Genomic DNA, 22,982 nt, shown 5'->3' on the forward strand with positions numbered 1-22,982 from the left:
GACATCCCCTTGCATGGCGCGTTGTGCCGGCAAGGGGATTTTTCTGTAGGTGTTCTTATGGAAGAGCTGTATGTGCTGGCATAGAAGGAGATTTCTCTTTGAAGAAGAATAAGGTTAGCATACCTTGTGAAAATCTTTGCGGTTTATATGGTTTTGAATTGTTTTGCATATGATTGAATTTGAGTTATATCAACAATCATTTTTCAGAGCGTAAATTCGCAAAGTAACTTCTGCTGATGTAAGTCTATGGGATTTAGTCTAAGAAAGCCGATAGGAGTAAGTGCGAGAAGCATCGGAATTTGTATGCAATGGATGACCTGAGCACAATATCATCTCAAAAGCTACCGAACCATAAGGGATAATCTGGAAAAAAGGACATGCTTCGCACTCCGAAAAGCGAGGTTTTTCAGAGTAAGTTCCACCCTAGCGGGATTTACTATGAGAAAGACGTGCAGCGCAAGATTAGCCCTTCAGAAGCCTAGGAGACTGCACGACATCTTCCGGCGCAACATACGAGATACCCAAAAGAGCAGCCAGTTCCTCGGAAAAAGCGAACGTAAACATCTCATAGGGAGACTTGCCGCTGTAAATGTTGCGACGGACGCCATTGATGTGAGAAAAATCAAATTGACGGTATCCTGTGTGAAATGGTCGTGTGATTCTTCTCAATTTGCGCCTTCTGGCAAGACTGCATGGGATCGCAGAAAAAAAGGCAGGCCTCCTTTTCCCCCCTCAAGATTGTTCTCAAAGGCGAAAACATCGGAGAACTCTCCACCGTTGTCCGTAAGCATCACGGGCATAAGGTCAGGAAAAGCAAAACCGCCTGCAATCAAAGTTCGTTTGACATCTTGGAACTTCAAGGCAGCCTGCACAGCAATCTTGTTTTCGAGCAGAAGCCCGAACATGAAATTGAACGCAGTGAAGTGGACGATGAGGATGACTTTGCCGCCCGAAACTTCGATAACGGTATCAAGCTGCGTATGTGCGCAAAGCCCTTCCCGTTCCATATGAGCGAGGAAATCCACATAGGTGCGTTACTTCTTTATGGCAGAAGGAACGACATCCGCCCGCTTCTTTTTGCGAAGCTTGACTTTACGGCGTGTGGAAGGTGAATTTTGGAAGCCGAATAATATCCCTCGGAAAAATGCCGATAAACCGTGCTGAGAGACACATTGAGCTCCGGGAGAGAAGCGACGATATGATAAATGTGCTGATCCTTCTCAATGCAAGAGGAAATGATGCGATCCTGCTTGTAAAAAGACGCACAGTTCAATGGAATGCCTTCGCGTGCAACGTGCAGGAGCGCTTCGTATTCGGCATGTGCCTGCGGAGCGACATAGAGAAGGTGGAGGAAGCGGCAGTTAGCGGAACGGCGCTGGGAGTAAGCGTTGCAGACGAAGGGTGCCTTGTCGAGCAAGGGGCAGAGTTCGTCTGTTTGCACGAATGCATTGCGGTGCTCTTTGCGATGTCGCTTCACTTCGTAAGATATGGTAGTAGGATTTTTCTGAACGAGCAGGGCGATCGCCTTGAAGGACAATCCCTTGTCGAGCCCGTTCATGATTTCCTGGCGGTCTTGCGCAGTAAGGTGCTTGTTCTTCTTGTTGTTGTCTGCTTTCTTCATGATGACAGCCTCCTTTGTGTAGAGAACTTTCTCACACTAAATTCAGCCATAAATTCTTCTCAGAGTAAATCCCATCAGTGACCTATTATGTGGGATTTACTTTGGAAATTTACCAGAACATCTTGATACATACCTAGCGGTTCTTAAAACTTGACTTTTTGACCTAATTATGCTATAGTATAAATATCACAGAATGAAGGAGGTGAGTAAAATGAATGGATATAGGTATTACAACGGGACTCGATTCGTTGGTGGGACGGCGGCACTTTTGCATAAGATCAAGAAAGACGGGGGTCTTAGCAAGCATTATCAAAAAATCATCCAGCAATCGATTATGGACTTCATCCAAGCGGCCAACGAGGAAGAAAAACGTAATTATATCAAGCTCGCGTAACTCCAATGGATCGACAAATGATAACGCACCTGCAAGGTGCGCTATCATTTTTTTGTGCACATATAATATGCTGCTCGGTGTATGTAATGATGATAAAGAGAGGGAATTGGACATCTGCTGGAGGTGATAAAATGAGTGAATGTACAATAATTGCAATTTGCATGGCGATTGTCGCTCTTTGCGCTCATTTCTGAGAAACATGAGAGTAAGTTGTTGAAAAATACGGGAAGTCGCAACGTAGTTTTGATGTAATTGCTTCTCAAAAAATATAGGACTTATTTATTCTTTGTAATGAAAGAAACTCTGTGCAAAAATATAGATAACTTCCGTACCATATATCGTTTGTAATGTAGGGAGCGAGAAAGTAAAAAATTAGCAAAGAATTGGAGGTGGTTGAAGTACTTGACACAGTATCAATCATATCAATGTGTTTTGCCATAGTCGTAGTATCTCTCTGTTGTTGATTATAAGGATAGAAGTGGAGCTTGTACGAGCGGGAAATCCTTTCGTACAAGCCCCTTTTGTTTCAAAACCTATACTTTTTAGGAGTTTGCAGATCACCAATAAAATATGCTTCAAAAAGCCCCATCTACACTTTTGAAGCATTCTAAAAGTGTAGATGGGACTTTTTGAAACAAATATGATAAAATTTTAAGTAAAGGAGAGGAACTTGCAAAATGAAGATTGGATACATTCGCGTTTCTGATAAAAAACAGAATCCCGATCGACAGATTGAAAAATGCTGGCCATTGGAATTGAAACACGCAATATCGATATTGATATTGTGGTGCTGGAGCAGGAATCCTTGTTTGACAGTAGGCGATTCCGGGAAATGGGAGAATTGGGGAAGCTGATGGAAGATCAGTTTCTCCGCCTTTTGAGTTACGTTGCAGAGCAGGAGCGCAATAAAATTCGGATGCGGTAGCGTGAAGGAATCAATATTGCGTAGCGGAAAGGGGGTTGATTCGGACGACCGCGCGTCGAGATTACGAGGGAATTTCAAGATGTTGTAAAACAATGGCGAAACGGGGAGATTATCACAAAGAGGCGATACGTATATCCAACATGAAGCCGTCCACCTTCTATCGGAAGGCAGGAGAATTCAGCTGATAAGTGTTGGAAAGCCTTTTTGAGGGAATACAAAAAGGAATCCAACGAATTGGATTCCCCTGCTTATACGTTATTGTTAGTTCTGTAAAAGATCTCTTATCTCGTTTATGATCTCTCTTACACGCTCCACGGCTTCTTCTGGTGAGTTTAGTCCATAGTCTTCGTAGTTGTCGACTACATCCATGATGTGTTGTCCGATAAACTTGTCACCTAAGAAGTCATTGATGTCTTCTTTGACCTTTTCATCATTATGAGATAAAGCGTATCGATGGCCTAAGGCAAAGTTCACAGGACTTTTCCAGTCATCTCTTAGTAGGTTGTCATTTGCTTTTATACCAAAATCCAAATAATGGCATTTTAGATGTTTTCTCAAAATTCCTTCTAGGCTTTGGGCTAAATTTGCAGGATCTGCCATTCTAAAAACCTCCATACGAATAAATTGAATCTTTAGGATTTTTATCTTGCTTAGTATATCATATACCTGATTAGATGAAAAGATATATATGAGAATTTATGTTGTGGTCAAGCGTTTTTGTAACATGAGTGTCCAATCAACTTATGTCGAATATCTCGCTTCGAATGGCGTACGATATCCGTTATAAGAATGACATGGTTATATGTGGTATAAGCAAAATGTTCCACAGCGCGGTAGAGAGACTCCTCATCTTGATACTCGTGAAGATAAATTTCTTCGTTCTTCAGCGTATTGAAATAGCGCTCCATAGGGGCGTTATCATACGGGTATCCAGCCTTGCTCATGCTTTGCATCAGGTCATGTTCCTCGCAAAAGTCGGTGAACGCCTTCGATGTGTACGGGCTGCCTTGATCGCTATGAAGGATCAGACCTTTGATTCTCTTTCGTTGACTGCTGAGTGCTTTGCCAAGCGTTCGGATTGCCAAGTCACTCGTCATACGCCGATCCGTCAGACTTGCGACAACGCTGCGGTCATGCAGATCAATAATCGTACAGTTATATCGGACATCGCCTCCATGGAGAAATAAATAGGTGAAATCTGTTGCCCATTTTTGATTGATTTGTGGTGCTGTAAAATCTTGCTTGAGCAGATTCTCAAATTTCTTATGCTGCGTACCGCCTTGATATCTCGGGGCTTTTCGCCGTACAATGGAGCGCAGTCCCAGTTCCATATTCATATACTTATGAACCGTGAGGGCAGAAAGTTCGATGCCATTGCGTGCCAAATAAATCCGCATCCTGCGATATCCGGCAACGCCGTTGGTTTCATGATATATGGTTTGAATTTGATGCAGGATATCTTGTTTTCGGGCAACTTCTTTTGCCCGTCTGTGCTTTCGGTAGTTATAATAAGCATTTGGATAAATTTCCAAACGTCGCAGCAGCCATCGAACACCAAACAGATCCCGATATTCGGCTATGGACCGATAGGCCTCTAGTCGATTCCCTTTGCGAAGAATGTTGCCGCTTTTTTAGGAAAAGATTTTCTGCTTCTGCAAATTCTTCGCGCAAGCGGTGATTCTCCTTCATGAGCTCCAGATCATTCTGGGCAGTTGGGTTTTTTTGAGACACTTTTCTGGCATTCTTCGCTGAATTCTTTGCACCATTTGCAGATGCTTGATTTTGAGACTCCATACTCTTCCGTCAGGCTTCGGTATGTGCGTTCCTCTTCGATATGAAGACGGACAATCTGTTGTTTGAATTCTGGTTCATAATGTTGTTGTGACAAGAATCGTATCTCCTTTCACTAGATGGTTTTTCTTTGGACATTCCTGTTACAACTTTAGTTTACCACAACAGATGTTTACGCTCGCTTTTCAAAGAATTTTGCCGCTATATTGGGTATCTCGTATGTTGTATCGAAAGATGTCGTGTAGCTCCTATGCTTCTGAAGAATTGATTTTGCTCTGTCCATCTTTCTCATAGTAAAGCCCGTCAGGGGTGGCCGCACTCTGAAACACCTCGCTTTTCAGAGTGCGAAGCATGTTTATTTTTCAGTTTTTGCCTTATGGTTTGCTCATTTTTAGTATATGTTTTGCCTAGGGCATCCGTTCCGACTAAATCTAAGGCTTATCGCACTACTTCTATCTGTCTTTTCTGACTAAATACTACAGGCCTGCATTAGTGAAAGTTACTTTGTGAATTTACGTTTTTGCTAAGCAACGCAATCGCAAGCACAAAGAAGGGCGTTGGGGTCGACAATGCCTATGGCAGCGCATACTATGAGAGTGAACATCAAGATGAGGAGGGGCGGCGATGGCACGATTTTATCCTGCATTCGCGGGGGATTTTCATGGGAGCGAGGGGGAGCGGCAGGCTTACCGTGCGTTGGAAACGCTCGGGGATGATTATACGGTGTTCCACTCGTATTGCTGGCTGGGCGACGGCGTTCGCACGGCGCCGCAGGGGGAGGCGGATTTCGTCGTGCTGCATCCGAGGCACGGCATTCTTGCCGTTGAGGTGAAGGCGGGCGGGATTGCCTACGAAGATGGCGCATGGCAGCAGACGAACCGCCGCACGGGCGAGCGGAAGGTCATCTATCCGTTTCAGCAGGCGGAGAACAGCTGTCAGCGCATCCTTGCGGAGCTGCGCCAAAGGACGCCGCAGCATGTGCCTCTCGTAGGCAAGGCAGTCTGGTTCACCTCCGTGGAGATTCCTCAAGGCAAACCCTTGCCGTTGGAATCGCCGCGCGACATCATCCTCGACGCGGGCGATTTGCGTGAGCCGAAAGCGAAATTGGAGAAGATTTACAGCTATTGGCGCAAGTTGTTCCGCATTCCTGAGCGCGTGCAGTCGCCGAGCGTGTTCAGACAGGTCATTCAGACATTGCAGCCCGTGTTCCGCATCGTGGAGACGGTTTCTGCCGCGTCGCAGGCGGTCGAGCAATCGACGGCGCGTCTGACGAATGCGCAGTTCGCGCTCTTGGAGTATCTGACTGATCAGCGAACGGCGGCGATTCACGGCGCGGCGGGCACGGGCAAGAGCCTGCTGGCGGCGGAGAAGGCGCGCATGCTGGCGCGTGAGGGACAGAAGGTGCTCTACCTTTGTTTCAATGAGTTTCTTTTTGAGCGGCTGCGCTCCTGTCACTGGGATTCGCAGATCATGATCCACAATGAGCGCACGTTGGCGGAGGAGTTGATGGCGGGGCGGAATCTGCCGCTCACGACGGTACTGCGCGAGTTCGAAGAGTTCTTTCAGAATGAATTTGATGATACACTGTGGGAGTATCCGAACATCGTCATCGATGAGGCACAGGATTTCCCGAGCGCATTGCTCGAACATCTCGCTCTTTTGGCTGAACTTCATAACGGAGCGTTCTACCTGTTTTATGATCGCGGGCAGACGATCATTTCGCGCCGTTCGACAGGGCAGACGCAGCAGACGGCGGCAGAGTGGATCGACGCGCATATGGACTGCCGGCTCGTTCTCTATCGCAATTGCCGCAATACGGCGGAGATCGGGCGTACGGTGCAGAGCTTCCTTTCGGGTAGGCACAAGAATTATCTCAATGCCATCCATGGCAACAAGCCTCGTGCCGTATTCGTTCCCGATGCAGAAGCGCTTGCGGCGGCCGCCGCCGATTTCGTACGCCGTATGAAGAGCGAGGAGAAGCTGGAAATTCAGGACATCGTGATCCTTACGGTGAGCACGCTGGAAAAGAGTATGCTCGCAGGCGTGACGTCGCTCGCAGGGATTCCTCTCGCCCATCAGCCGGCGGAGGGAAAGGTCTGGTTCACGACGGTGCGTCGCTACAAGGGACTGGAGGCGAAAGCCGTCCTCCTCGTGGATGTGCATGTGTCGAAGCTCGTGAAACCGACCTGCCAACGACTCGTCTACGTCGGCAGCTCACGCGCTTCTGCATATCTTGAGACGATATTTCTTAGCGATGTTTCGGCAGAGGAATATCCAGCGTTGGTCGAGCAGTTGGATACGGCTATTGAACCGTCTCCACAAGGAGTTGCGAAGTGGCTGGGGATGGAGGCGCAATAATTTCCGCAATTCCCGCATCGTGCGCTTTGAGCATGACAAATCCCGCCTGTTGCAGATCGTATTCTGAACAGGCGGGATTTGTCATATTGGGGAGAAATTCGTGCGTTCGAGAGCGGTGGTCTCAATAGTACCAGTATCCCTTGATGTAATATGACCAACCTAAGGAATCCATGCAAAACTCGAAGACCTGATTCCTGGGGAGGACGACCGTCGTATGGTCTCCTCGCATAGTGCTTGTTTCATATCTCCACATATCCGATTTGTATTTGATGAAATTCCAATGGACGATACGGATCAGCTCTCCGTTTCGCACCTCCTTGGTAGATACCTTGAAATATTTTATGCTGTCGGATGAACCAGTTGTAAGCGTATCATCCATAACGTAGATATCGACGTCCTCTGAATTCCAATGGTCGACCCAGACGTCCTTTGCCTCGCAGACGTATGATGGCAGCAGAATGGCTGCAGATACGAGCAAAGCCATGAGAAAAAATCGTTTCATTTTGCATTCCTCCTGAGAATTCCTCAATCCCGACGTATCTTTAGATGCTCATAAGAGAAGTCTCCGTTTTGAGCAACCATTGTCCAGCCTGTCGTCCCATCACTCTTGCGAAGGCAGTACCATGTCTCGATGGAAAGGAAACGTACCTAGGTGCAGCTTGTCATTCATATTCATGTAAAATCCCTCCATAAAGCCTTTTACATAGAGTATATTCTGCATATTATATGAAATTCCTCTAACATATTTCGGGGTAAAAGCGGTGTTTTTGAAAAATCCCTTGACGTACGGTGCATTGATATGATAATATATGCAAGTAATTCAAGAAGAGGCCGCCGCTTCTCACCTGCCGACATGCGTCGAGCGGGTCTTATATGCAGGTTTTGCAAAGGAAGGGGTGGCGTCTGCCGCCCTTTTTATTTGCTCGTTCACCAGGAGGTGTTTTCCCATTAGCAGGGACTCTTTAAGAATCAACGAAGAAATCCGCATTCGCGAGGTACGCGTCACGAGCGCGTCCGGCGAGCAGCTCGGCATCATGGCGACACGCGATGCCTTGCGCATGGCGGAGGAGCAGCATCTCGATCTCGTCGAGGTTGCGCCGAAAGCGAAGCCTCCTGTCTGCCGCATCATGGATTTCGGCAAGTACCGTTACGAGCAGCAAAAAAGGGAGAAGGAGGCGAAGAAGAAGCAGAAGATCGTCACGATCAAGGAGGTCAAGCTGCGCCCGAACATCGAGCAGCATGATTTCGACGTGAAGCTCAAGAATGCTCTTCGCTTTCTGGAAGAAGGAAACAAGGTCAAGGTCACGATTATGTTCCGTGGCCGCGAATTGTCGCATCCGGAGCTTGGCCGAGAGGTCTTGAACAAGGTGGCTGATCGGCTCAAGGAGCTCGTTTCCATCGAGCGCGATGCGAAGCTGGAGGGCAAGAATATGACGATGATTCTCGCCCCGAAGGCGCAGACTAAAGGAGGAAAATAAACATGCCAAAGGTAAAGACACGCAGGGCCGCTGCCAAGCGCTTTTCGATAACGGGTTCCGGTGAGTTCAAGCGGAACAAGGCGTTCAAGAGCCATATCCTTGAGAAGAAGACGAGGAAGCGCAAGCGCAACCTGCGCAAGGCTACGCTTGTCGCCGCCGCTGACCACAGGCGCGTGCGCGATATGCTGAACAAGTAAGATTCGAGCGAAGTTAATGGAGGAATAAGATATGCCAAGAGTAAAATCCGGCGTTACGGCGCATCGCCGCCATAAGAAGATTTTGAAGCTCGCCAAGGGCTATCGCGGCGCAAAGAGCAAGCAGTTCAAGAAGGCGAACGAGACGGTCATGAAGGCGCTCTACTATGCGCGTCGCGATCGCCGCGCGAAGAAGGGCGAGTTCCGCAAGCTCTGGATCGCCCGCATCAATGCGGCTGCACGCATGAACGGCATTTCCTACAGCCGTCTCATCAACGGCTTGACGAAGGCCGGCGTCGAGGTCAACCGCAAGATGTTTGCCGATCTTGCCGTGCACGATGAGAAGGCGTTTGCTCAGCTCGTCGCTATTGCCAAGGAAAATCAGTAAGAAGATGACGAAAGGGGAGCTTTCCACAGCTCCTCTTTTTTTATGAAAGCCAAGAAGTCAAACTCGAAGGGTGCAGACTGCTTGGGGAACTTTCTGTAAGGGCGGCGCACAATGTCATGAAAGTGGATGTTCGTGCGTATAATATCTACAATTTCCGCGGAGGAACGATGGAAAAGATCGAGAGCGCACAGAATAAGAGGATCAAGTGGATTGCGAGCTTGAAGAATGCTAGGCGGCGAAGGGAAGAAGGCGTCGTCGTCGCCGAGGGCGTGCGGCTCGTCGAGATGGCGGCGGAGGCGGGCTGGACGACGCGCTTTTGTCTCGTCACAGCCGAGGCGGCGCGCGAGGAGCGCGCAGAGCGCATCCTCGCGCGGCTTGCGTCCCTCGGCTGCCCGCTCGCTGAGGTGACGCCCGAAGTCTATAAGAAGGCGAGCGACACCGACGCGCCGCAGGGCATTTTGCTTGTACTGGAAGAGCGGGGCGCGAGTCTTGCGGCTCTTGCGATGCGGCAGGAAATGCACGTCGTCGTGCTCGATGGCGTGCAGGATCCGGGTAATGCGGGAACGATCGTGCGCACGGCGGATGCGGCGGGCGCGGAGGCCGTCGTCTGCCTGGAGGATACGATCGACGTGTTTTCTGCCAAGGCGGTTCGCGCAAGCATGGGATCGGTCTTTCATGTGCCCGTCGTGCGGAACGTGTCTCGCACGGCGCTGTGCGAGTTCCTGCAGCAGGGACGCGTGCGGCTCTTGGCTGCCGATCTCGACGAGGCGGCGCAGCCGTACTATGCGGCGGATTACAGTGGCCGAATCGCGCTCGCCTTCGGCAACGAGGGCAACGGCGTGTCGGATGAGGTTCGTCGTATGGCCGAGGCAAAGCTCTTCATTCCGATGTTCGGCAAGGCGGAATCGCTCAACGTGGCGACCGCCGCCGCCCTTGTGCTCTACGAGGCGGCGGGCGTGCGCCGCGGCTTTCGGCGTCATTGCCAGTAGAGATAGACGGCGAGCGTGCCCGCTTGCAGGCTGACGCGGAAGGAGGAGCTTCCTTCCGCCAGTTCGTTGCTCACGGCGTAGGGTTCTTCTTGGCGCAGGACGGCGTCTTCGAGCGGCCATTGTGTTCCCGCTAGAGAGACGCCGCGACATTCGCCGCCCAAGGCGAGGAGAGAGATGGCCTTGGGCGTTTGCTTTGCGGTGAAGGAAAGGCTGTCTTCTTCGTGCAGGAAGAAGCACGCTTCCTGCTCGTCCGCCAGAATCATCGGGATGCCGCTGAAGGCGCAGGAAAAGAGCGTGCTCATGGCGTGGTCGAAGCGGCCGCCGAAAGCCCCTGTGAGCAGGAGAAACGTGTCGGGGGCTTTCTCCTTGATTTTGACAAGTGCGAGCTGCGTGTCCGTGAGATCCTTTTTGACCTCGAAGCGCTCGCAGGGGACGCCTTCGGCGAGCGCCCAAGACCAGGCGGCGGGCGAGGCGCTGTCTGCGTCGCCGAGCAGGAAGTCGGGTACGCATTTCATCGCGTGGCAGAGATCGATGCCGTGATCGATCGCCCAGAGCTTGCCACGCCGCGCCCTTTGCAGCCAGTCGGCGGCGGGCGGACGGCCTCCTGTGACCAAGGTGCAGATATGTGCGGGAAGCGCCCGAGAAAACGCGATCGTGCCCTGCGGCAGGGAAAATTCATGGGAGCGCATGTTTTTCCTCCTCCATTTCCGTTTGTAGGAAGGTTTTTCAATTTTTTTGTTTAATTATACAATATATAGATTTTTTGTGCTCGACTAAAATGGGAGGAGTCAAATGCGATGATCAAGTATACGTATTACGGGCACGCTTCGTTCTTGCTCGATGACGGCACGTCGAAGGTTCTGACCGACCCGTTCCTCACGGGAAATCCGCTCGCTGCGATTCAGGCGGATGAGGTGGAGTGCGACTACATCTTGCTGACGCACGCGCACGGCGATCATCTCGGCGACGCGCCTGCCATCGCCAAGCGCACGGGCGCGATGGTCTTGGGCATTCCGGAGGTTCTCGACGTCTGTTTGCAGGCGGAGAGCGACATCAAGACGCACGGCATGAACATCGGCGGCTCGGTCAAGCTGCCCTTCGGCAAGGTGCGCATGACGATGGCGCTGCACAGCTCGGGCGTCGCGGGCGGCATCGCCTGCGGCTACGTCATCCAGATCGGCGGCATCAACGTCTACTTTGCCGGCGATACGGCGCTTTTTAGCGACATGAAGCTCATCGGACAGAAGGATCCGCTCGATTACGCGGTTCTTCCAATCGGCGACAATTATACGATGGGACTTGAGGATGCGGCTCTTGCCGCACAGTGGCTCAACACGAAGAACGTCATACCGATCCACTACAACACTTGGCCCGTCATCGCGCAGGAAGCGGGGCGGTACAAGGAAGTGACGGAGGGCATGACGCGTGCCGCCGTGCATATCGTAGAGCCGGGCGGTACGTTGGAGCTTGCATGAAGAAGGCGCGGCTCGTCGTCCTCATAGGGCCGACGGCGGTCGGCAAGACCGCGCTTTCCCTTGCGCTTGCCCGACGGCTTGATGCGGAAATCATCTCGGGCGATTCGATGCTCTTTTATCGGGGCTTCGACATCGGCACGGCGAAGCCGACGAAAGAAGAGTTGAGTGTCGTGCCGCATCACTTCATCGACATTCTCGCGCCTGCGGCTTCGTTCAACGTCATGGACTTTCAGCGCCTCGCGCGGGAGGAGATCGGACGCATCGCCGCGCGCGGCAAGCTGCCGCTCGTCGTCGGCGGCACGGGGCTTTACATCAAGTCGCTCCTGGAAGGGTACGTCTTCAACGAGACTTCGGGTGATCGCGCCTATCGTGAAAAGATTGAGAGGCTGGCACAGGAAAAGGGCAAGGCGTTTGTCCATGGCCTTTTGCAGGAAGCCGATCCGGAGGCGGCGGCTCGTCTGCATGTCAACGATTTCCGCCGCGTCGTGCGTGCCTTGGAGGTCGCTTCCTTGGGAAACGAGCATATCTCCGAGCAGCGCGAGGCGGCAGGCGGGGAGCTTGCTTACGACGCCTATGTCATCGGACTGCGGCGTGAGCGGCAGGCGCTCTATGCACGTATCGAGGAACGTGTCGATGCGATGTTGGAGGCAGGTCTTGCCGACGAGGTGCGCTCTCTCTTGGCGGAAGGCGTGCCTCGTGACTGTCCGGCGATGAAGGGCATCGGCTATCGCGAGATGCTTGCCTATCTTGCGGGAAGCATGGACTTGCCGCTTGCCGCAGAGGAAATCAAGAAGGCGACGCGCCATTTCGCGAAGCGCCAGCTCACTTGGTTTCGCAAGATGCCGTATGTACATTGGTATGCGGCGTCGCAAGGGGAAGAGCTGCTGCTGGAAAAAATTTGTACGGATATAAGGAGGTCTTTCCATGCCGGTAAAACCGCTGAACCTACAGGATAATTTTCTCAATCAGATGCGCAAGGAGAACCGGGCAGTCAGCATCCATCTGCTCAACGGCTTCCAGATGAAGGGATATGTCAAGGGCTTCGACAATTTCACGGTGATTCTTGAGGTGGCGGGCAAGCAGAATCTTGTTTACAAGCACGCCATATCGACGATCGCGGCGACGAAGCTTGCGTCGGCTGGCGAGGTGGAAAAATAAGAAGAGCCTTCTCCCGCAGAGGGGGAAGGCTCTTCTTCGTGACGCGGCGAAGATCTTAGGAGGAAATACTTTGCGAAAGCGTGGATTTGAAATCATCAAGGCGTATGAAGCGGCGGGGCTTTCCCTGCCGCAGAGAAAGACGGCGGCGAGCGCGGGCTACGATCTCGCGGCGGCGGAGGACTGCGTATTGCCGTGCAGCAAGGTGACGATCGTGCCGACGGGACTCAAGGCGTACATGCAGAAGGATGAGTATCTCGGACTGCACATCCGCTCGGGAATCTCGCTCAAGCATCAGCTTATGCTCGTTAATGCGCAGGGAATCATCGACGCGGATTACTACGACAACGAGGAGAACGAGGGGCATATCATGGTGGCGATCCTGAATCTCGGCGCGGCGGATTTTCGTGTGGAGAAGGGCATGCGCATCGCGCAGGGCATCTTCTACAAGTATCTCGTCGCCGATGACGACGAGGCGGGCACGGGCGAAGCGCGTACGGGAGGGTTCGGCTCGACGGGCAAGCGCTGAAGCGGGCTGCTGTCAGCGCTCTTCGAGAAGCAGTCTTGCCGCGTCTTCTGCTGAAGGCGTCACATAAAGCGTCTTCTGGTGTGTGAAGATGACGAAGCCTGGACGTGAGCCGGAGGGCTTTTTCACATAGCGTCGGTAGGTGTAGTCGACGGGCACGTTCGAGGAATCCTGCGCCTTGCTGAAGTGTGCAGCGAGGAGGGCGGCGTGGTGCAGGCTCTCTTCGCTCGGCTCTTCGCCTGAGAGGCGCAGGATGACGTGCGAGCCGGGGATGTCCTTGGCGTGCAGCCAAATGTCGTCGGGTGCCGCCGTGTGGAAGGTCAGGCGGTCGTTTTGGTAATTGTTCTTGCCGACGAGGATGCTCTTGCCGTCCTCGGTCACGAAGCGAAAGGGAGCGGAGGGCTTGTCCTGCCGCTTTTTTTTCGTGCTCTCCTTGAGGAAGCCGCTTTGAATCAGCTCATCTTTGATTTCTTCGATTTCGGGCAGTGTCGAGGAGGCGGCGAGGGAGCTTTCGACGCTGGAGAGGTAGCGGATGTTCTCCTCGCAGAGTGCGATTTGCCCGTCGAGCAGCTTCTGCGCACGCTTGAGCTTGTCGTACTTGTGGTAGAACGCCTGCATGTTCTGACTGAGCGTCAATCTCTGGTCGAGTTTCAGCGTGATCTTTTCACCCGCTTCGCTGTAGATGTTGTCGACGGTCAGCGAGGCGTCGGCGTGGTCTTCGTAGAGATGCGCATACGTCATGAGATTGTCGCCAAAGATTTTGTAACCCTCGGCGTTTTCTGCTTGGCGAAGCTCTTCCTGCAGGACGCCGAGCTTGTTTTCGGCACGCGTGAGTTCGGTCTTGACGAATTTCTTCAGGCGATCCTTTTCGGGCGGCGTGTAGGCTCCCGCAAGCTGCGTGGCTTTTTCGAGCATCGCGCTGATCGTGGGAAAGGAGAACTGCGTGCTTTCTGCCGGGAAGTAATGGAGAGGAAAGGGCGAGGTCGCGAGCACCTTGTTGTTCTTGTCAAGGGTGAGGCTGGGCGCAGCTTCTTCCTCTATGCAGGCAGCATAGACTTCGGCGAGGGCGCATTGCAGCGCTTCCTTGTCCTTTGCGTCCAAGTCGGTGCAGCTCATCTTCTCGGGCAATCCGGCAGAAAAGATGACCTCGCGGGCGCTCACCGGGCCGAAGCCCAGACAGACGTTCAAAAGTCCTTTGCAGAGTGTCGCTTCCGCATCTTGTGCGAGGCGTTCGACGATGATGTCGGGCTTCACGGTGCGCAGGTCGAGTTTTTCCTGAGCGGGCGGCGGCGCGTATTCGCGTGCGGGCAGAATGAGGCGCGTGCGGCTGTTCGCGCTGCCGACTTTCTTGAGAGCGTCGATGACGACGCCGTCCTGCACGAGGATGATGTTGCTGTACTTGCCGATGAGCTCGACGATGAGGGTCTTCGTGACGATCTTGCCGCCGGCCGCGAGGGAATCGAAGTCGAAGCAGAGGATGCGGTCGAGAGAGTGCTGGCGGATGTCGGCGATGCGGCTTCCTTCGAGCTGCTTGCGCAGAACCATGCAGAAGAGCGGCGGTTCGGCTGGATTCTCGGGCGGCTTCGTCGCGAGGAAGACGGCGCTTGCCTGCGGGCTTGCCGCGATGTGCAGCAGGTGATTCCTGCCGGGCTGGCGTATGCTCAAGAAGACGGAGGCTTTCGTCGGCTGCGTGATCTTGTCGATGCGTCCGCCTAGAAGCGCGGCGCGCAGTTCCCTGACTAAGGGCTGTGTGGAAAATCCATCGAGGCTCATGGTCGTCACCTGTTCTTTCGTAAACTTAATACGAAGTATAGCATTGATGAAAGGAGTGGTCAACGGCGCGCGTCTTGCACGGGCGCGGGAATGTGGGGGAACGCGCGCTTCAGATCGTCCGCCATGCAGTTCAGGCATTGTCGTGATAAGTCAATGGTATTGCTGTATTTTGGAGGGAGGTGATTTCCTGTGCGGCGTTTTCCGACTGCTCGGCAAGCTTTCGCACTTCTTCCGCCACAACGGTGAAGCCGCGGCCCTGTGTGCCTGCACTTGGGCACGACGCCTTCTTTACTGACGAGAAAGTCGCGCTGACGTGCGTTTTACGATACAGATATTTTATTTATTGTCTTATGAGGAAACACTTAGATTTACAGGGAAATGATACACTGATTCATCGTCAACGTATCAAGGATAGAAAAATCTTATCTTTCTGCCAAGGAAAAAACTTGACAGGATGCATCACCTTGCTTATAATAGCCTAGTCAGGGGAGATTTCCCTGCGCATGTCCGTTTTGGAAACGTGCCTTGCAGGAAGGCGGGTGGAGTGATGCTCGAAAGACTCTTTCATCTGGCGGAACTGTTCGACATGTACGGCATGCTGCTCACAGAAAAGCAGCGGCGCTGTCTGGAACTTCATCTCTTCGACGATTTCTCCCTCGCGGAGGTCGGCGAAGCGGTCGGAGTTTCGCGGCAGGCCGCTTACGATATCATTCATCGCTCGGAGCAGGCGCTGGAAGGCTACGAAGAAAAACTCGGCCTCTTGCGGCGCCTTGCCAAAGAGCACGAGGAACTTGCGGCGATCGGCGAGGCGATTCGTAAGCTGCGCACGGAAGAGAACGATGTCGCCGTAGAGGCGGTCTTGCAGCGGATTTCGCGTCTTTTAGGGGCGCAGCGGGAGGTACAGCATGATTTTTGAAAGCTTGGCGGATCGCCTGCAGCAGACGTTTAAAAAGCTGCGCGGGCATGGCAAGCTGACGGAGGACGACGTAAACGAGGCGATGCGCGAGGTGCGCATGGCGCTCCTCGAAGCCGACGTCAATTTCAAGGTCGTCAAGGATTTCATCAAGAAGGTGAAGGAACGTGCCGTCGGGCAGGATGTGCTCGACACCTTGACACCAGCGCAGGTCGTCGTCAAGATTGTCGACGAGGAACTTACGGAACTCATGGGCGGCACGCAGAGCCGCCTCAATATCTCGTCTGTGCCGCCGACCGTCATCATGATGGCGGGACTTCAAGGCGCGGGCAAGACGACCTCGGCGGGAAAGCTCGGCCTTTCTCTCAAGAAGCAGGGGAAGAAGCCTTTGCTTGTCGCGGCCGATATCTATCGACCTGCGGCTGTCAAGCAGCTCCAGGTGTTGGGCGAGCAGCTTGGCATCCCCGTCTTTTCCATGCCGCAGGGTACGGATGCCGTGACGATTGCCAGAAGTTCGATCGAATATGCGCGTTCGCACATCAACGATGTCGTGATCATCGATACGGCGGGTCGTCTGCACATTGATGAGAAGCTCATGCAGGAGCTTAAGGATATCAAGGCGGACGTCAAGCCGCACGAGATCCTGCTCGTCGTCGATGCTATGACGGGTCAGGACGCCGTGAATGTGGCCGAGAGCTTCAACGAGGGGTTGGGCATTGACGGCGTCGTCTTGACGAAGCTCGACGGCGACGCCCGAGGCGGTGCGGCGCTGTCGGTCAAGGCAGTCACGGGCTGCCCGATCAAGTTCGTCGGCATGGGCGAGAAGCTTGAAGCACTTGAGCCTTTCCATCCCGATCGCATGGCGTCGCGCATCCTCGGCATGGGCGACGTGCTCTCCCTCATCGAGAAGGCGCAGTCCACGTTCGATGCGGAAGAAGCCAAGAAGATGGAGAAGAAGCTGCGCAAGGCGGACTTCACGCTCGACGATTTCCTCGCACAGATGCAGAAAGTGCGAAAGCTCGGCTCCTTTGAGCAAATCCTCGGCATGATTCCGGGCATGGGCGGGCTCAAGAAGCAGCTGCAGGGACAGGACATCGACCTCAACGGCAAGGAAGTGCGCCGCATCGAGGCGATCATCAAGTCCATGACGCCGAAGGAACGCGCGGACATTTCCATCATCAACGGCAGCCGCCGCAAGCGCATCGCGCTCGGCAGCGGCACGCGCGTGCAGGATGTGAACAAGCTCTTGAAGCAGTTCAACGAAATGAAGAAGATGATGAAGCAGGTCAAGAAGATGCAGGGAGGCAAGAAGGGCAAGGGATTCCCCGGCCTCGGCGGCATGAAGCTGCCGTTCATGCACTGATCGGCTCATGGAAGATTCGTCGGCTGCGATGCGTCGCGGCTGACAAAGAATTATCCTTTAAAGGAGGTGAAAACATGGCAGTAAAGATTCGTTTGACCCGCATGGGTGCGAAGAAGAACCCGTTCTATCGCATCGTCGTGGCGGATTCCCGCTCGCCGCGCGACGGTCGTTTCATCGAGATCCTCGGCAACTACGACTCCACGAAGGAGCCGGCCGTCATCAATGTCGATGAAGACAAGGCCATCGATTGGATGAGCAAGGGCGCACAGCCGACGGATACCGTCCGCTCGCTCTTCAGCAAGAAGGGCATCATGGCGAAGTTCGATGAGAAGAAGCGCTCGAAGAACTGATCGAGACGAGGCGACGGAGACGGCGTGAAAAGCCGCCTCCCGCAGCTTCTCTTGAGAAAAGAGGATCAGCATGAAGGAAGTCGTTGAAATCATCGCCAAGGCGTTGGTCGATCATCCCGAAGACGTCGTTGTCGACGAAAAGCAGGAAGACCGCATGACATTGATCGAGCTTCATGTCGCTTCGGACGATATGGGAAAGGTGATCGGCAAGCAGGGCAGGATTGCGAAGGCGATCCGCACGGTTGCCAAGGCCGCCGGTACCCGCGAGAACAAAAAAGTCAAGGTCGACATCAATTAGTGAACTACGCGGCAGCATTCCCTTCGGGGGTTCTTGCCGCTATTTCTTTAGGCGCACGGATGAGGTGACGGTGTTGCCTCTCATCCATGCGCTCGATGAAGGAGAGAGAATATGGACAGCATTCAGGTGAAGGTTCCTTGCACGGTCAAGGCGAAGCTGACAGAAAAGCTCAAGAAGCGCATCATTGACGAGCTGGAAGACAGTCTGCAGAAGGTTGATCTCGAACTGCAGCAGATGGGCATTGAGGAGAAGCGCATCGTCTCTGAGGCGGCGCAGCAGGACATCCAGCGTGCGCAGGCGGCGCGTCAGCACTTCGCCATTGAGCGTCAAAAGCGCATGGATTTCAAGGAGCAGGCACAAGCGAAGCTCGAAGAGACGAAGAAGCTCGCCATCGGTGCTGAAATCGTGCAGGGCACACTGGAGCGCACGGCGGAGCTGAAGGTTGGCTCGAACATGCGCGAGCTTATGAACGTCGAAGTCCTCGTCGAGGACGACAAGGTCGTTGCGATTCGTGGCTGACGGGCGCGTCGTCATAGGCAAGGCGGGTGCACCGCACGGCCTTCGGGGCGAAGTGCGCGTGATACCGCTGACGGATTTTCCCGAGCGCTTCGAGTCCCTGCGCGAGGTCTTCATCGGCGAGCGCGTTTTCCACGTCGAGCACGTTCACTACCATCGCCAGTTCGTATTGCTGACGCTCGCTGAATGCACGTCGCGCGAGGCGGCGGCAAAATTGACGGGCGAGCTTCTGCGCGTCGCGCGGGAAGATGCCGCGCCGCTCGCTGAGGGCGAGTTCTACACGTTCGACATCATAGGACTCGCAGTGCTCGATATGGCAGGGGAAAGGCTTGGTGAGGTCACGAACGTCCTCAAGACGGGCAGCAATGACGTCTATGTGGTGAAGAAGCCCGACGGCGCGGAATTGCTCGTGCCGGCACTGAAGAAGGTCGTGCGCGAGATCGACATCGCCGGAGGATTTTTGCGTGTCGACTTGCAGGAAGAGTTGGAAGACCGTGCGGATTGACATCGTGACGCTCTTTCCCGCGATGTTTGAGGCGGTGTTCGGTGAGAGCATCATCAAGCGTGCGAGGGAGAAGGGGCTGCTCGACATACGTCTGACGCAGCTGCGGGACTTTGCCTTTGACAAGCACCGGCAGGTCGATGATTCGCCCTTCGGCGGCGGCAGCGGCATGGTCTTGAAGCCTGAGCCGATGTTTCGCGCCGTGCGCTCGATCGTGGCGAACAGTGCTTTGAGGCGGCGGCGCATCGTGCTTCTGTGCCCGAGCGGCGAGACGTTCACCCAGGCGAAGGCAAAGGAACTGGCGAAAGAGGAACAGCTGATCTTCCTCTCGGGACATTACGAGGGATTCGACGCACGCATCCATGCGCATTTGGCGGATGAAGCGATCTCCATCGGCGATTTCGTGCTGACGGGCGGCGAACTGCCCGCGATGGTCGTCGTCGACGCCGTGGCGCGCATGATCCCGGGCGTCCTCGGCTCGGAGGAATCTGCACCGACGGATTCTTTCTACGATGGCCTCTTGGAGTTCCCGCAGTACACAAGGCCGCGCATCTTCGAGGGAATGGAAGTGCCCGAGGTGCTTCTGTCTGGCGATCATGCGAAGATTCGCGCCTGGCGTCGCAGAGAATCGCTGCGCATCACGCGCGAAAGGCGACCAGAGCTTTTGAAGGGCGTGCAGCTGACGGAGCGAGAGAAAGCCTATTTGGCGAATCTTATGGCACAGGAAGAGAATTGTGAGAAAGATTAGTCAGGGCTAAAGGAAAGCTTTGACGGAGTATCGTTTCTTTGCTATAATAGTCCTCGTAGGAAAATCAGCTTTTCTGTGAGGTGGCGTCTATTGAGAAAAATGGTGATTTTTTCGTCCATCCTTTGCATTTGCCTGCTCTTGTCGAGTGCTGCAGCCTTTGCCAGCGGCTTCCTTGTCAAGGAAGGCATGCGGGGCGACAGCGTTCGTGCCGTGCAGAAGCTGCTGATCGGGCGCGGCTATCTTGCGGATGGAGAAGATGACGGTGTATGCGGCAAGAAGACGGTGACTGCCATCACGAAGTTCCAGCAGGAGAATGGCTTGGATGCCGACGGCATCTGCGGACAGATGACGTACAGGGCGCTCTCGGGCGGTGAGGAGCCGCCTGTCATCGAGACTCCTGTGAGCCGCGGCGGCGGTCGTTCGCTGCTTGTGTCGGCGTCAGCGTACAGCCGTTTCGATCCCGGCCTTTCAAGTCATACGGCAAGCGGAACCTTGGTGAGAAAGGGTGTGATCGCTGTCGATCCTGCGGTCATACCGATGGGCACGCGCGTCTTTATTCCGGGATACGGCGAAGCGGTGGCTGAGGACATCGGTTCGGCGATTCGCGGCAATACGATCGACATCGCTTTTGAGACGGCAGAAGAAGCGATTCAGTTCGGCCGCAAGACCATCGAGATCTTCATCATGGATTGAGAAGCGTTTGCTGTTTTTGCAGCATGATGGCGGCAGAGCATCGGAAAGGCAGGCTTTCGGCGTGAAAGATTCGCGCTGGAAGCCTTTTTTCTTGTGGGAGGAGAGCAATTTTGCGAAGGGCGGAAGTCTTTGTCAATATTCCCGTGAAGAGCATAGCGAAGGCGTACAGCTATGCTGTGCCCGACGAGATGTCTTTCCTTGCGGCGGGCTGGCGCGTATTCGTGCCTTTCGGCGGGCGCAGGGTCGAGGGTTTCGTCGTCTCTGTCCGGGAGGACGAAGGGGAACGGACAGGCTACGAGCTGAAGCCGATCATCTCTGTTGTCGACGAAGAGGCATGGTTTACGTCCGAGATGCTGGAAACGGCATGTCGGATCGCGGACTTCTACCTGTGCTCGCCCGCTGAGGCGATGCGGCTCTTCATGCCGGGCAAGAGCGGCTTGAAGATCGAGGTCGAGTATGAGGCAAAAGAGGGGGAAGAGTCGTCTTTGACGGGCGCGGCGCAGCAGGTTTTCCGTTGCCTCCGTGAAAATGGCGTCATGCGGCTTTCTGCACTTCGCAAGGCGCTTCCTGCGCTTGCCGCCGAGATTCCCGGCCTCTTGGAAAAGCTCGTGCAGCAAAAGCAGGTGAGAAAGCTCTATCGGGCGCAGCAGCGCGACAAGGCGCGTTATGAGAATGTCCTGTCGCTTGCACGTCCGCTCGATGAGGCGGTGCTCTCCCGCTATCGAAGGCGGCACGCGCAGAAGCGTCTGTTGGAGCTCCTTGCCGCAGAGGGGGAAAAGGCGGATGCCGCCCTGCGCGAGGCAGGATTTTCCGCCGCTGTCCTTCGCGCGGTACTCGAAGCGGGCGATGTGAAGAGCGAGAAGCGGCGCGTTCTGCGCGACAGTTACGGAGATGTGACGGGCGTCGGGGCGATGGTCGACCTGACGGCAGAGCAGAGAGCGGCGGTCGATGCCGTGCTTCCTTACATCGGGCGGCGCGAGCACCGTGGCTTCCTCTTGCAGGGCGTGACGGGAAGCGGCAAGACTCAGGTCTATATCGAGACGGCGGCGGCCGCGCGCAGGGAAGGGCGCAGGGTTATCGTGCTCGTTCCTGAAATCGCCCTGACGAGCCAGATCGTCCTCGCCTTCAAGGGATCTTTTCCCGAGGACATCGTCGTCATGCACAGCCAGCTTTCCCTTGCCGAGCGAAACGACGCGATCTTCCGCGTGCGGCGCGGGGAGGCGGGCATCGTCATCGGTGCACGCTCGGCGCTCTTTACGCCCATCGAGGACGTCGGACTCATCATCCTCGACGAGGAGCAGGATATGTCCTACAAGCAGGACGAGGCACCGCGCTACCATGCGCGTCCTATCGCCGAGGTCATGGCGAAATTGCATCGCGCCGTACTGCTTTTGGGCAGCGCCACGCCGTCTCTTGAAACTTCGTATCGCGCGCGCTGCGGCGAGTTTACGCTGCTTTCGATGCCAGAGCGCATCGGTGCGAGACCGCTCGCGCATGTCGAATGTGTAGACATGCGCGAAGAACTGCATCGCGGCAATCGCACGATCATCTCCGCGCCTCTGCGTCAGCTCATCGAGGAAACGATGGCGAAGAAGGAGCAGATGATCCTCATGTTGAACCGTCGCGGCTTCTCGACCTTCGTCATGTGCCGCTCGTGCGGTGCCGTCGTCAAATGTCCTTCCTGCTCGCTGCCGCTCGTCTATCATCGCAGCGGCAGGCTCCTGTGCCATCACTGTGACATCGAGCAGGCCGTGCCGCTTTTGTGCCCCGAATGTTCGAGTCCCTACATCAAATACTTCGGCTCAGGCACGGAAAAGCTAGAAGCGGAACTCAAGGCGCTCGTGCCGACAGCCCGTGTCGTGCGCATGGACCGGGACACGACGGCGCGAAAGCTCGCGCACCAAGAAATTCTCACGGCGTTTCGCGAGAAGAGGTACGACATCCTGCTCGGCACGCAGATGGTCGCCAAGGGGCATGATATCCCGGGCGTTACGGCGGTCGGCATCCTCAGCGCCGATGCGAGCCTCAATGTGCCCGATTTCCGCGCGGCGGAGCGTTGCTTCATGCTCATCACGCAGACGGCGGGCCGCGCAGGCAGGGGCGAGGCGCCAGGACAAGTCGTCGTGCAGTGCTACAGCCCCGAGCACTATGCGGTGCAGGCGGCGCTCAAGCAGGACTACGAGGCCTTTTATCGCGAGGAGATCGCTATACGCGAGCAGCTTTTCTACCCGCCGTTCAGCCGTCTCGTCAAGCTTATCGTGCAGCATGGGGAAGAGGAGGCGGCGCGTCAGGAAGCGTGCCGCATTCAGGAAAACTTCCTCGCTGCCTTCGCAGGCAGGGAAGGGCAGCAGATCATTGGTCCTGCGCCCGCCCTGATTGCCCAGTTTCGCGGCATCCATCGCTTCGTGCTTCTCATCAAGACGGCGGATCTTGCCGCCGTGAGGGAGTTCCTGCGCGGCGAGGGGCTGGATAAGAGAAACGATGTGCTCATCGACGTCGATCCAATCATGACGATGTGAGTCATGCAAAAAT

General features: G+C 54.5%; 26 protein-coding genes and 2 pseudogenes. 20 read left to right on the forward strand and 8 right to left on the reverse strand.

Going from position 1 to position 22,982, the window contains the following annotated elements; all coding sequences use genetic code 11:
* Positions 1-665: 665 nt before the first annotated feature.
* Positions 666-1,025, reverse strand: a complete 360-nt coding sequence (locus OL236_RS02950) for a hypothetical protein (RefSeq protein WP_265071253.1) — start codon at positions 1,023-1,025, stop codon at positions 666-668.
* Positions 1,026-1,042: 17 nt separating this feature from the next.
* A complete protein-coding gene (locus OL236_RS02955; protein WP_265071254.1) occupies positions 1,043-1,621 on the reverse strand; it encodes a helix-turn-helix domain-containing protein in 579 nt (192 codons plus the stop codon).
* A gap of 211 nt (positions 1,622-1,832) precedes the next feature.
* Here OL236_RS02955 and OL236_RS02960 point away from each other — a divergent pair, with 211 nt between their 5' ends.
* Complete coding sequence (locus OL236_RS02960) at positions 1,833-2,015, forward strand: hypothetical protein (protein ID WP_265071255.1); 183 nt, start codon at positions 1,833-1,835, stop codon at positions 2,013-2,015.
* Between the two features lie 739 nt (positions 2,016-2,754).
* Entirely contained in the window at positions 2,755-2,940 is a 186-nt protein-coding gene (locus OL236_RS02965; RefSeq protein ID WP_265071256.1) for a hypothetical protein, read from the forward strand.
* A 261-nt stretch (positions 2,941-3,201) separates the two neighbouring features.
* Here the strand turns inward: OL236_RS02965 and OL236_RS02970 are convergent, their stop codons facing one another.
* Together OL236_RS02970 and OL236_RS02975 are read right to left on the reverse strand one after the other, a co-directional pair.
* Positions 3,202-3,540, reverse strand: a complete 339-nt coding sequence (locus OL236_RS02970; protein ID WP_265071257.1) for a hypothetical protein — start codon at positions 3,538-3,540, stop codon at positions 3,202-3,204.
* A 141-nt stretch (positions 3,541-3,681) separates the two neighbouring features.
* Positions 3,682-4,828: pseudogene (locus OL236_RS02975) on the reverse strand (IS3 family transposase).
* 527 nt (positions 4,829-5,355) lie between these two features.
* Here OL236_RS02975 and OL236_RS02980 point away from each other — a divergent pair.
* A complete protein-coding gene (locus OL236_RS02980; protein WP_265071258.1) occupies positions 5,356-7,089 on the forward strand; it encodes a nuclease-related domain-containing DEAD/DEAH box helicase in 1,734 nt (577 codons plus the stop codon).
* Positions 7,090-7,210: 121 nt separating this feature from the next.
* Here the strand turns inward: OL236_RS02980 and OL236_RS02985 are convergent, their stop codons facing one another.
* Positions 7,211-7,591, reverse strand: a complete 381-nt coding sequence (locus OL236_RS02985; protein ID WP_009646433.1) for a hypothetical protein — start codon at positions 7,589-7,591, stop codon at positions 7,211-7,213.
* 445 nt (positions 7,592-8,036) lie between these two features.
* On the opposite strand from OL236_RS02985, the gene infC reads away from it, so the two are divergent.
* From infC to OL236_RS03005, 4 genes are all read left to right on the forward strand, one after another.
* Complete coding sequence (gene infC / locus OL236_RS02990) at positions 8,037-8,567, forward strand: translation initiation factor IF-3 (RefSeq protein WP_049781183.1); 531 nt, start codon at positions 8,037-8,039, stop codon at positions 8,565-8,567.
* A gap of 2 nt (positions 8,568-8,569) precedes the next feature.
* Positions 8,570-8,764: a 50S ribosomal protein L35 gene (gene rpmI / locus OL236_RS02995; RefSeq protein WP_006192168.1), complete on the forward strand. Its 195-nt coding sequence runs from the start codon at positions 8,570-8,572 to the stop codon at positions 8,762-8,764.
* A gap of 31 nt (positions 8,765-8,795) precedes the next feature.
* A complete protein-coding gene (gene rplT / locus OL236_RS03000; protein ID WP_006192170.1) occupies positions 8,796-9,149 on the forward strand; it encodes a 50S ribosomal protein L20 in 354 nt (117 codons plus the stop codon).
* Positions 9,150-9,265: 116 nt separating this feature from the next.
* Complete coding sequence (locus OL236_RS03005; RefSeq protein ID WP_265071259.1) at positions 9,266-10,138, forward strand: TrmH family RNA methyltransferase; 873 nt, start codon at positions 9,266-9,268, stop codon at positions 10,136-10,138.
* On the opposite strand, the gene OL236_RS03010 is transcribed toward OL236_RS03005, so the two are convergent.
* Positions 10,126-10,827 carry a thiamine diphosphokinase gene (locus tag OL236_RS03010; RefSeq protein ID WP_265071260.1) on the reverse strand — a complete coding sequence of 234 codons (702 nt, stop codon included), beginning with the start codon at positions 10,825-10,827 and terminating at the stop codon, positions 10,126-10,128. The two genes, OL236_RS03005 and OL236_RS03010, sit on opposite strands and share 13 nt — an antisense overlap.
* Before the next feature lie 108 nt (positions 10,828-10,935).
* Between OL236_RS03010 and OL236_RS03015 the strand changes: the two genes are divergently transcribed.
* The 4 genes from OL236_RS03015 to dut all read left to right on the forward strand — a co-directional run bounded on the left by OL236_RS03015 (position 10,936) and on the right by dut (position 13,297).
* Positions 10,936-11,613, forward strand: coding sequence for a metal-dependent hydrolase (locus tag OL236_RS03015; protein WP_006192175.1), 678 nt, complete (start codon positions 10,936-10,938; stop codon positions 11,611-11,613).
* Complete coding sequence (gene miaA / locus OL236_RS03020; protein WP_265071261.1) at positions 11,610-12,569, forward strand: tRNA (adenosine(37)-N6)-dimethylallyltransferase MiaA; 960 nt, start codon at positions 11,610-11,612, stop codon at positions 12,567-12,569. The genes OL236_RS03015 and miaA overlap by 4 nt, the downstream gene beginning before the upstream one ends.
* On the forward strand, positions 12,538-12,771 hold the full coding sequence (hfq, locus tag OL236_RS03025) for an RNA chaperone Hfq (protein WP_265071262.1): 234 nt from the start codon (positions 12,538-12,540) through the stop codon (positions 12,769-12,771). Before miaA ends, hfq begins: the two co-directional genes overlap by 32 nt.
* A gap of 70 nt (positions 12,772-12,841) precedes the next feature.
* On the forward strand, positions 12,842-13,297 hold the full coding sequence (dut, locus tag OL236_RS03030; RefSeq protein WP_265071263.1) for a dUTP diphosphatase: 456 nt from the start codon (positions 12,842-12,844) through the stop codon (positions 13,295-13,297).
* 12 nt (positions 13,298-13,309) lie between these two features.
* On the opposite strand, the gene OL236_RS03035 is transcribed toward dut, so the two are convergent.
* Positions 13,310-15,067 (reverse strand): NFACT family protein, encoded by a 1,758-nt coding sequence (locus OL236_RS03035; protein ID WP_265071264.1) that lies wholly within the window; start codon positions 15,065-15,067, stop codon positions 13,310-13,312.
* Between the two features lie 172 nt (positions 15,068-15,239).
* A pseudogene (locus OL236_RS12505) lies at positions 15,240-15,335 on the reverse strand (methyl-accepting chemotaxis protein); the annotation flags it as partial.
* Between the two features lie 279 nt (positions 15,336-15,614).
* Between OL236_RS12505 and ylxM the strand changes: the two are divergent.
* From ylxM to priA, 9 genes are all read left to right on the forward strand, one after another.
* Entirely contained in the window at positions 15,615-15,983 is a 369-nt protein-coding gene (gene ylxM / locus OL236_RS03045; protein WP_037370306.1) for a YlxM family DNA-binding protein, read from the forward strand.
* Positions 15,973-17,343, forward strand: coding sequence for a signal recognition particle protein (gene ffh / locus OL236_RS03050; protein WP_265071265.1), 1,371 nt, complete (start codon positions 15,973-15,975; stop codon positions 17,341-17,343). The genes ylxM and ffh overlap by 11 nt, the downstream gene beginning before the upstream one ends.
* 74 nt (positions 17,344-17,417) lie before the next feature.
* Positions 17,418-17,693 (forward strand): 30S ribosomal protein S16, encoded by a 276-nt coding sequence (gene rpsP, locus OL236_RS03055; protein ID WP_006191829.1) that lies wholly within the window; start codon positions 17,418-17,420, stop codon positions 17,691-17,693.
* 70 nt (positions 17,694-17,763) lie between these two features.
* Entirely contained in the window at positions 17,764-17,991 is a 228-nt protein-coding gene (locus OL236_RS03060; RefSeq protein ID WP_006191831.1) for a KH domain-containing protein, read from the forward strand.
* 111 nt (positions 17,992-18,102) lie between these two features.
* Entirely contained in the window at positions 18,103-18,510 is a 408-nt protein-coding gene (locus tag OL236_RS03065; protein ID WP_009646489.1) for a YlqD family protein, read from the forward strand.
* Entirely contained in the window at positions 18,503-19,012 is a 510-nt protein-coding gene (gene rimM / locus OL236_RS03070) for a ribosome maturation factor RimM (RefSeq protein ID WP_264919815.1), read from the forward strand. The genes OL236_RS03065 and rimM overlap by 8 nt, the downstream gene beginning before the upstream one ends.
* Positions 19,002-19,757 (forward strand): tRNA (guanosine(37)-N1)-methyltransferase TrmD, encoded by a 756-nt coding sequence (gene trmD / locus OL236_RS03075; protein ID WP_265071776.1) that lies wholly within the window; start codon positions 19,002-19,004, stop codon positions 19,755-19,757. The genes rimM and trmD overlap by 11 nt, the downstream gene beginning before the upstream one ends.
* A gap of 90 nt (positions 19,758-19,847) precedes the next feature.
* A complete protein-coding gene (locus OL236_RS03080; protein WP_009646398.1) occupies positions 19,848-20,450 on the forward strand; it encodes a 3D domain-containing protein in 603 nt (200 codons plus the stop codon).
* Between the two features lie 110 nt (positions 20,451-20,560).
* Positions 20,561-22,969, forward strand: a complete 2,409-nt coding sequence (gene priA / locus OL236_RS03085) for a primosomal protein N' (RefSeq protein WP_265071266.1) — start codon at positions 20,561-20,563, stop codon at positions 22,967-22,969.
* Positions 22,970-22,982: the final 13 nt, after the last annotated feature.

It is taken from the genome of Selenomonas sputigena (genome assembly GCF_026015965.1).
Taxonomy (GTDB): domain Bacteria; phylum Bacillota; class Negativicutes; order Selenomonadales; family Selenomonadaceae; genus Selenomonas.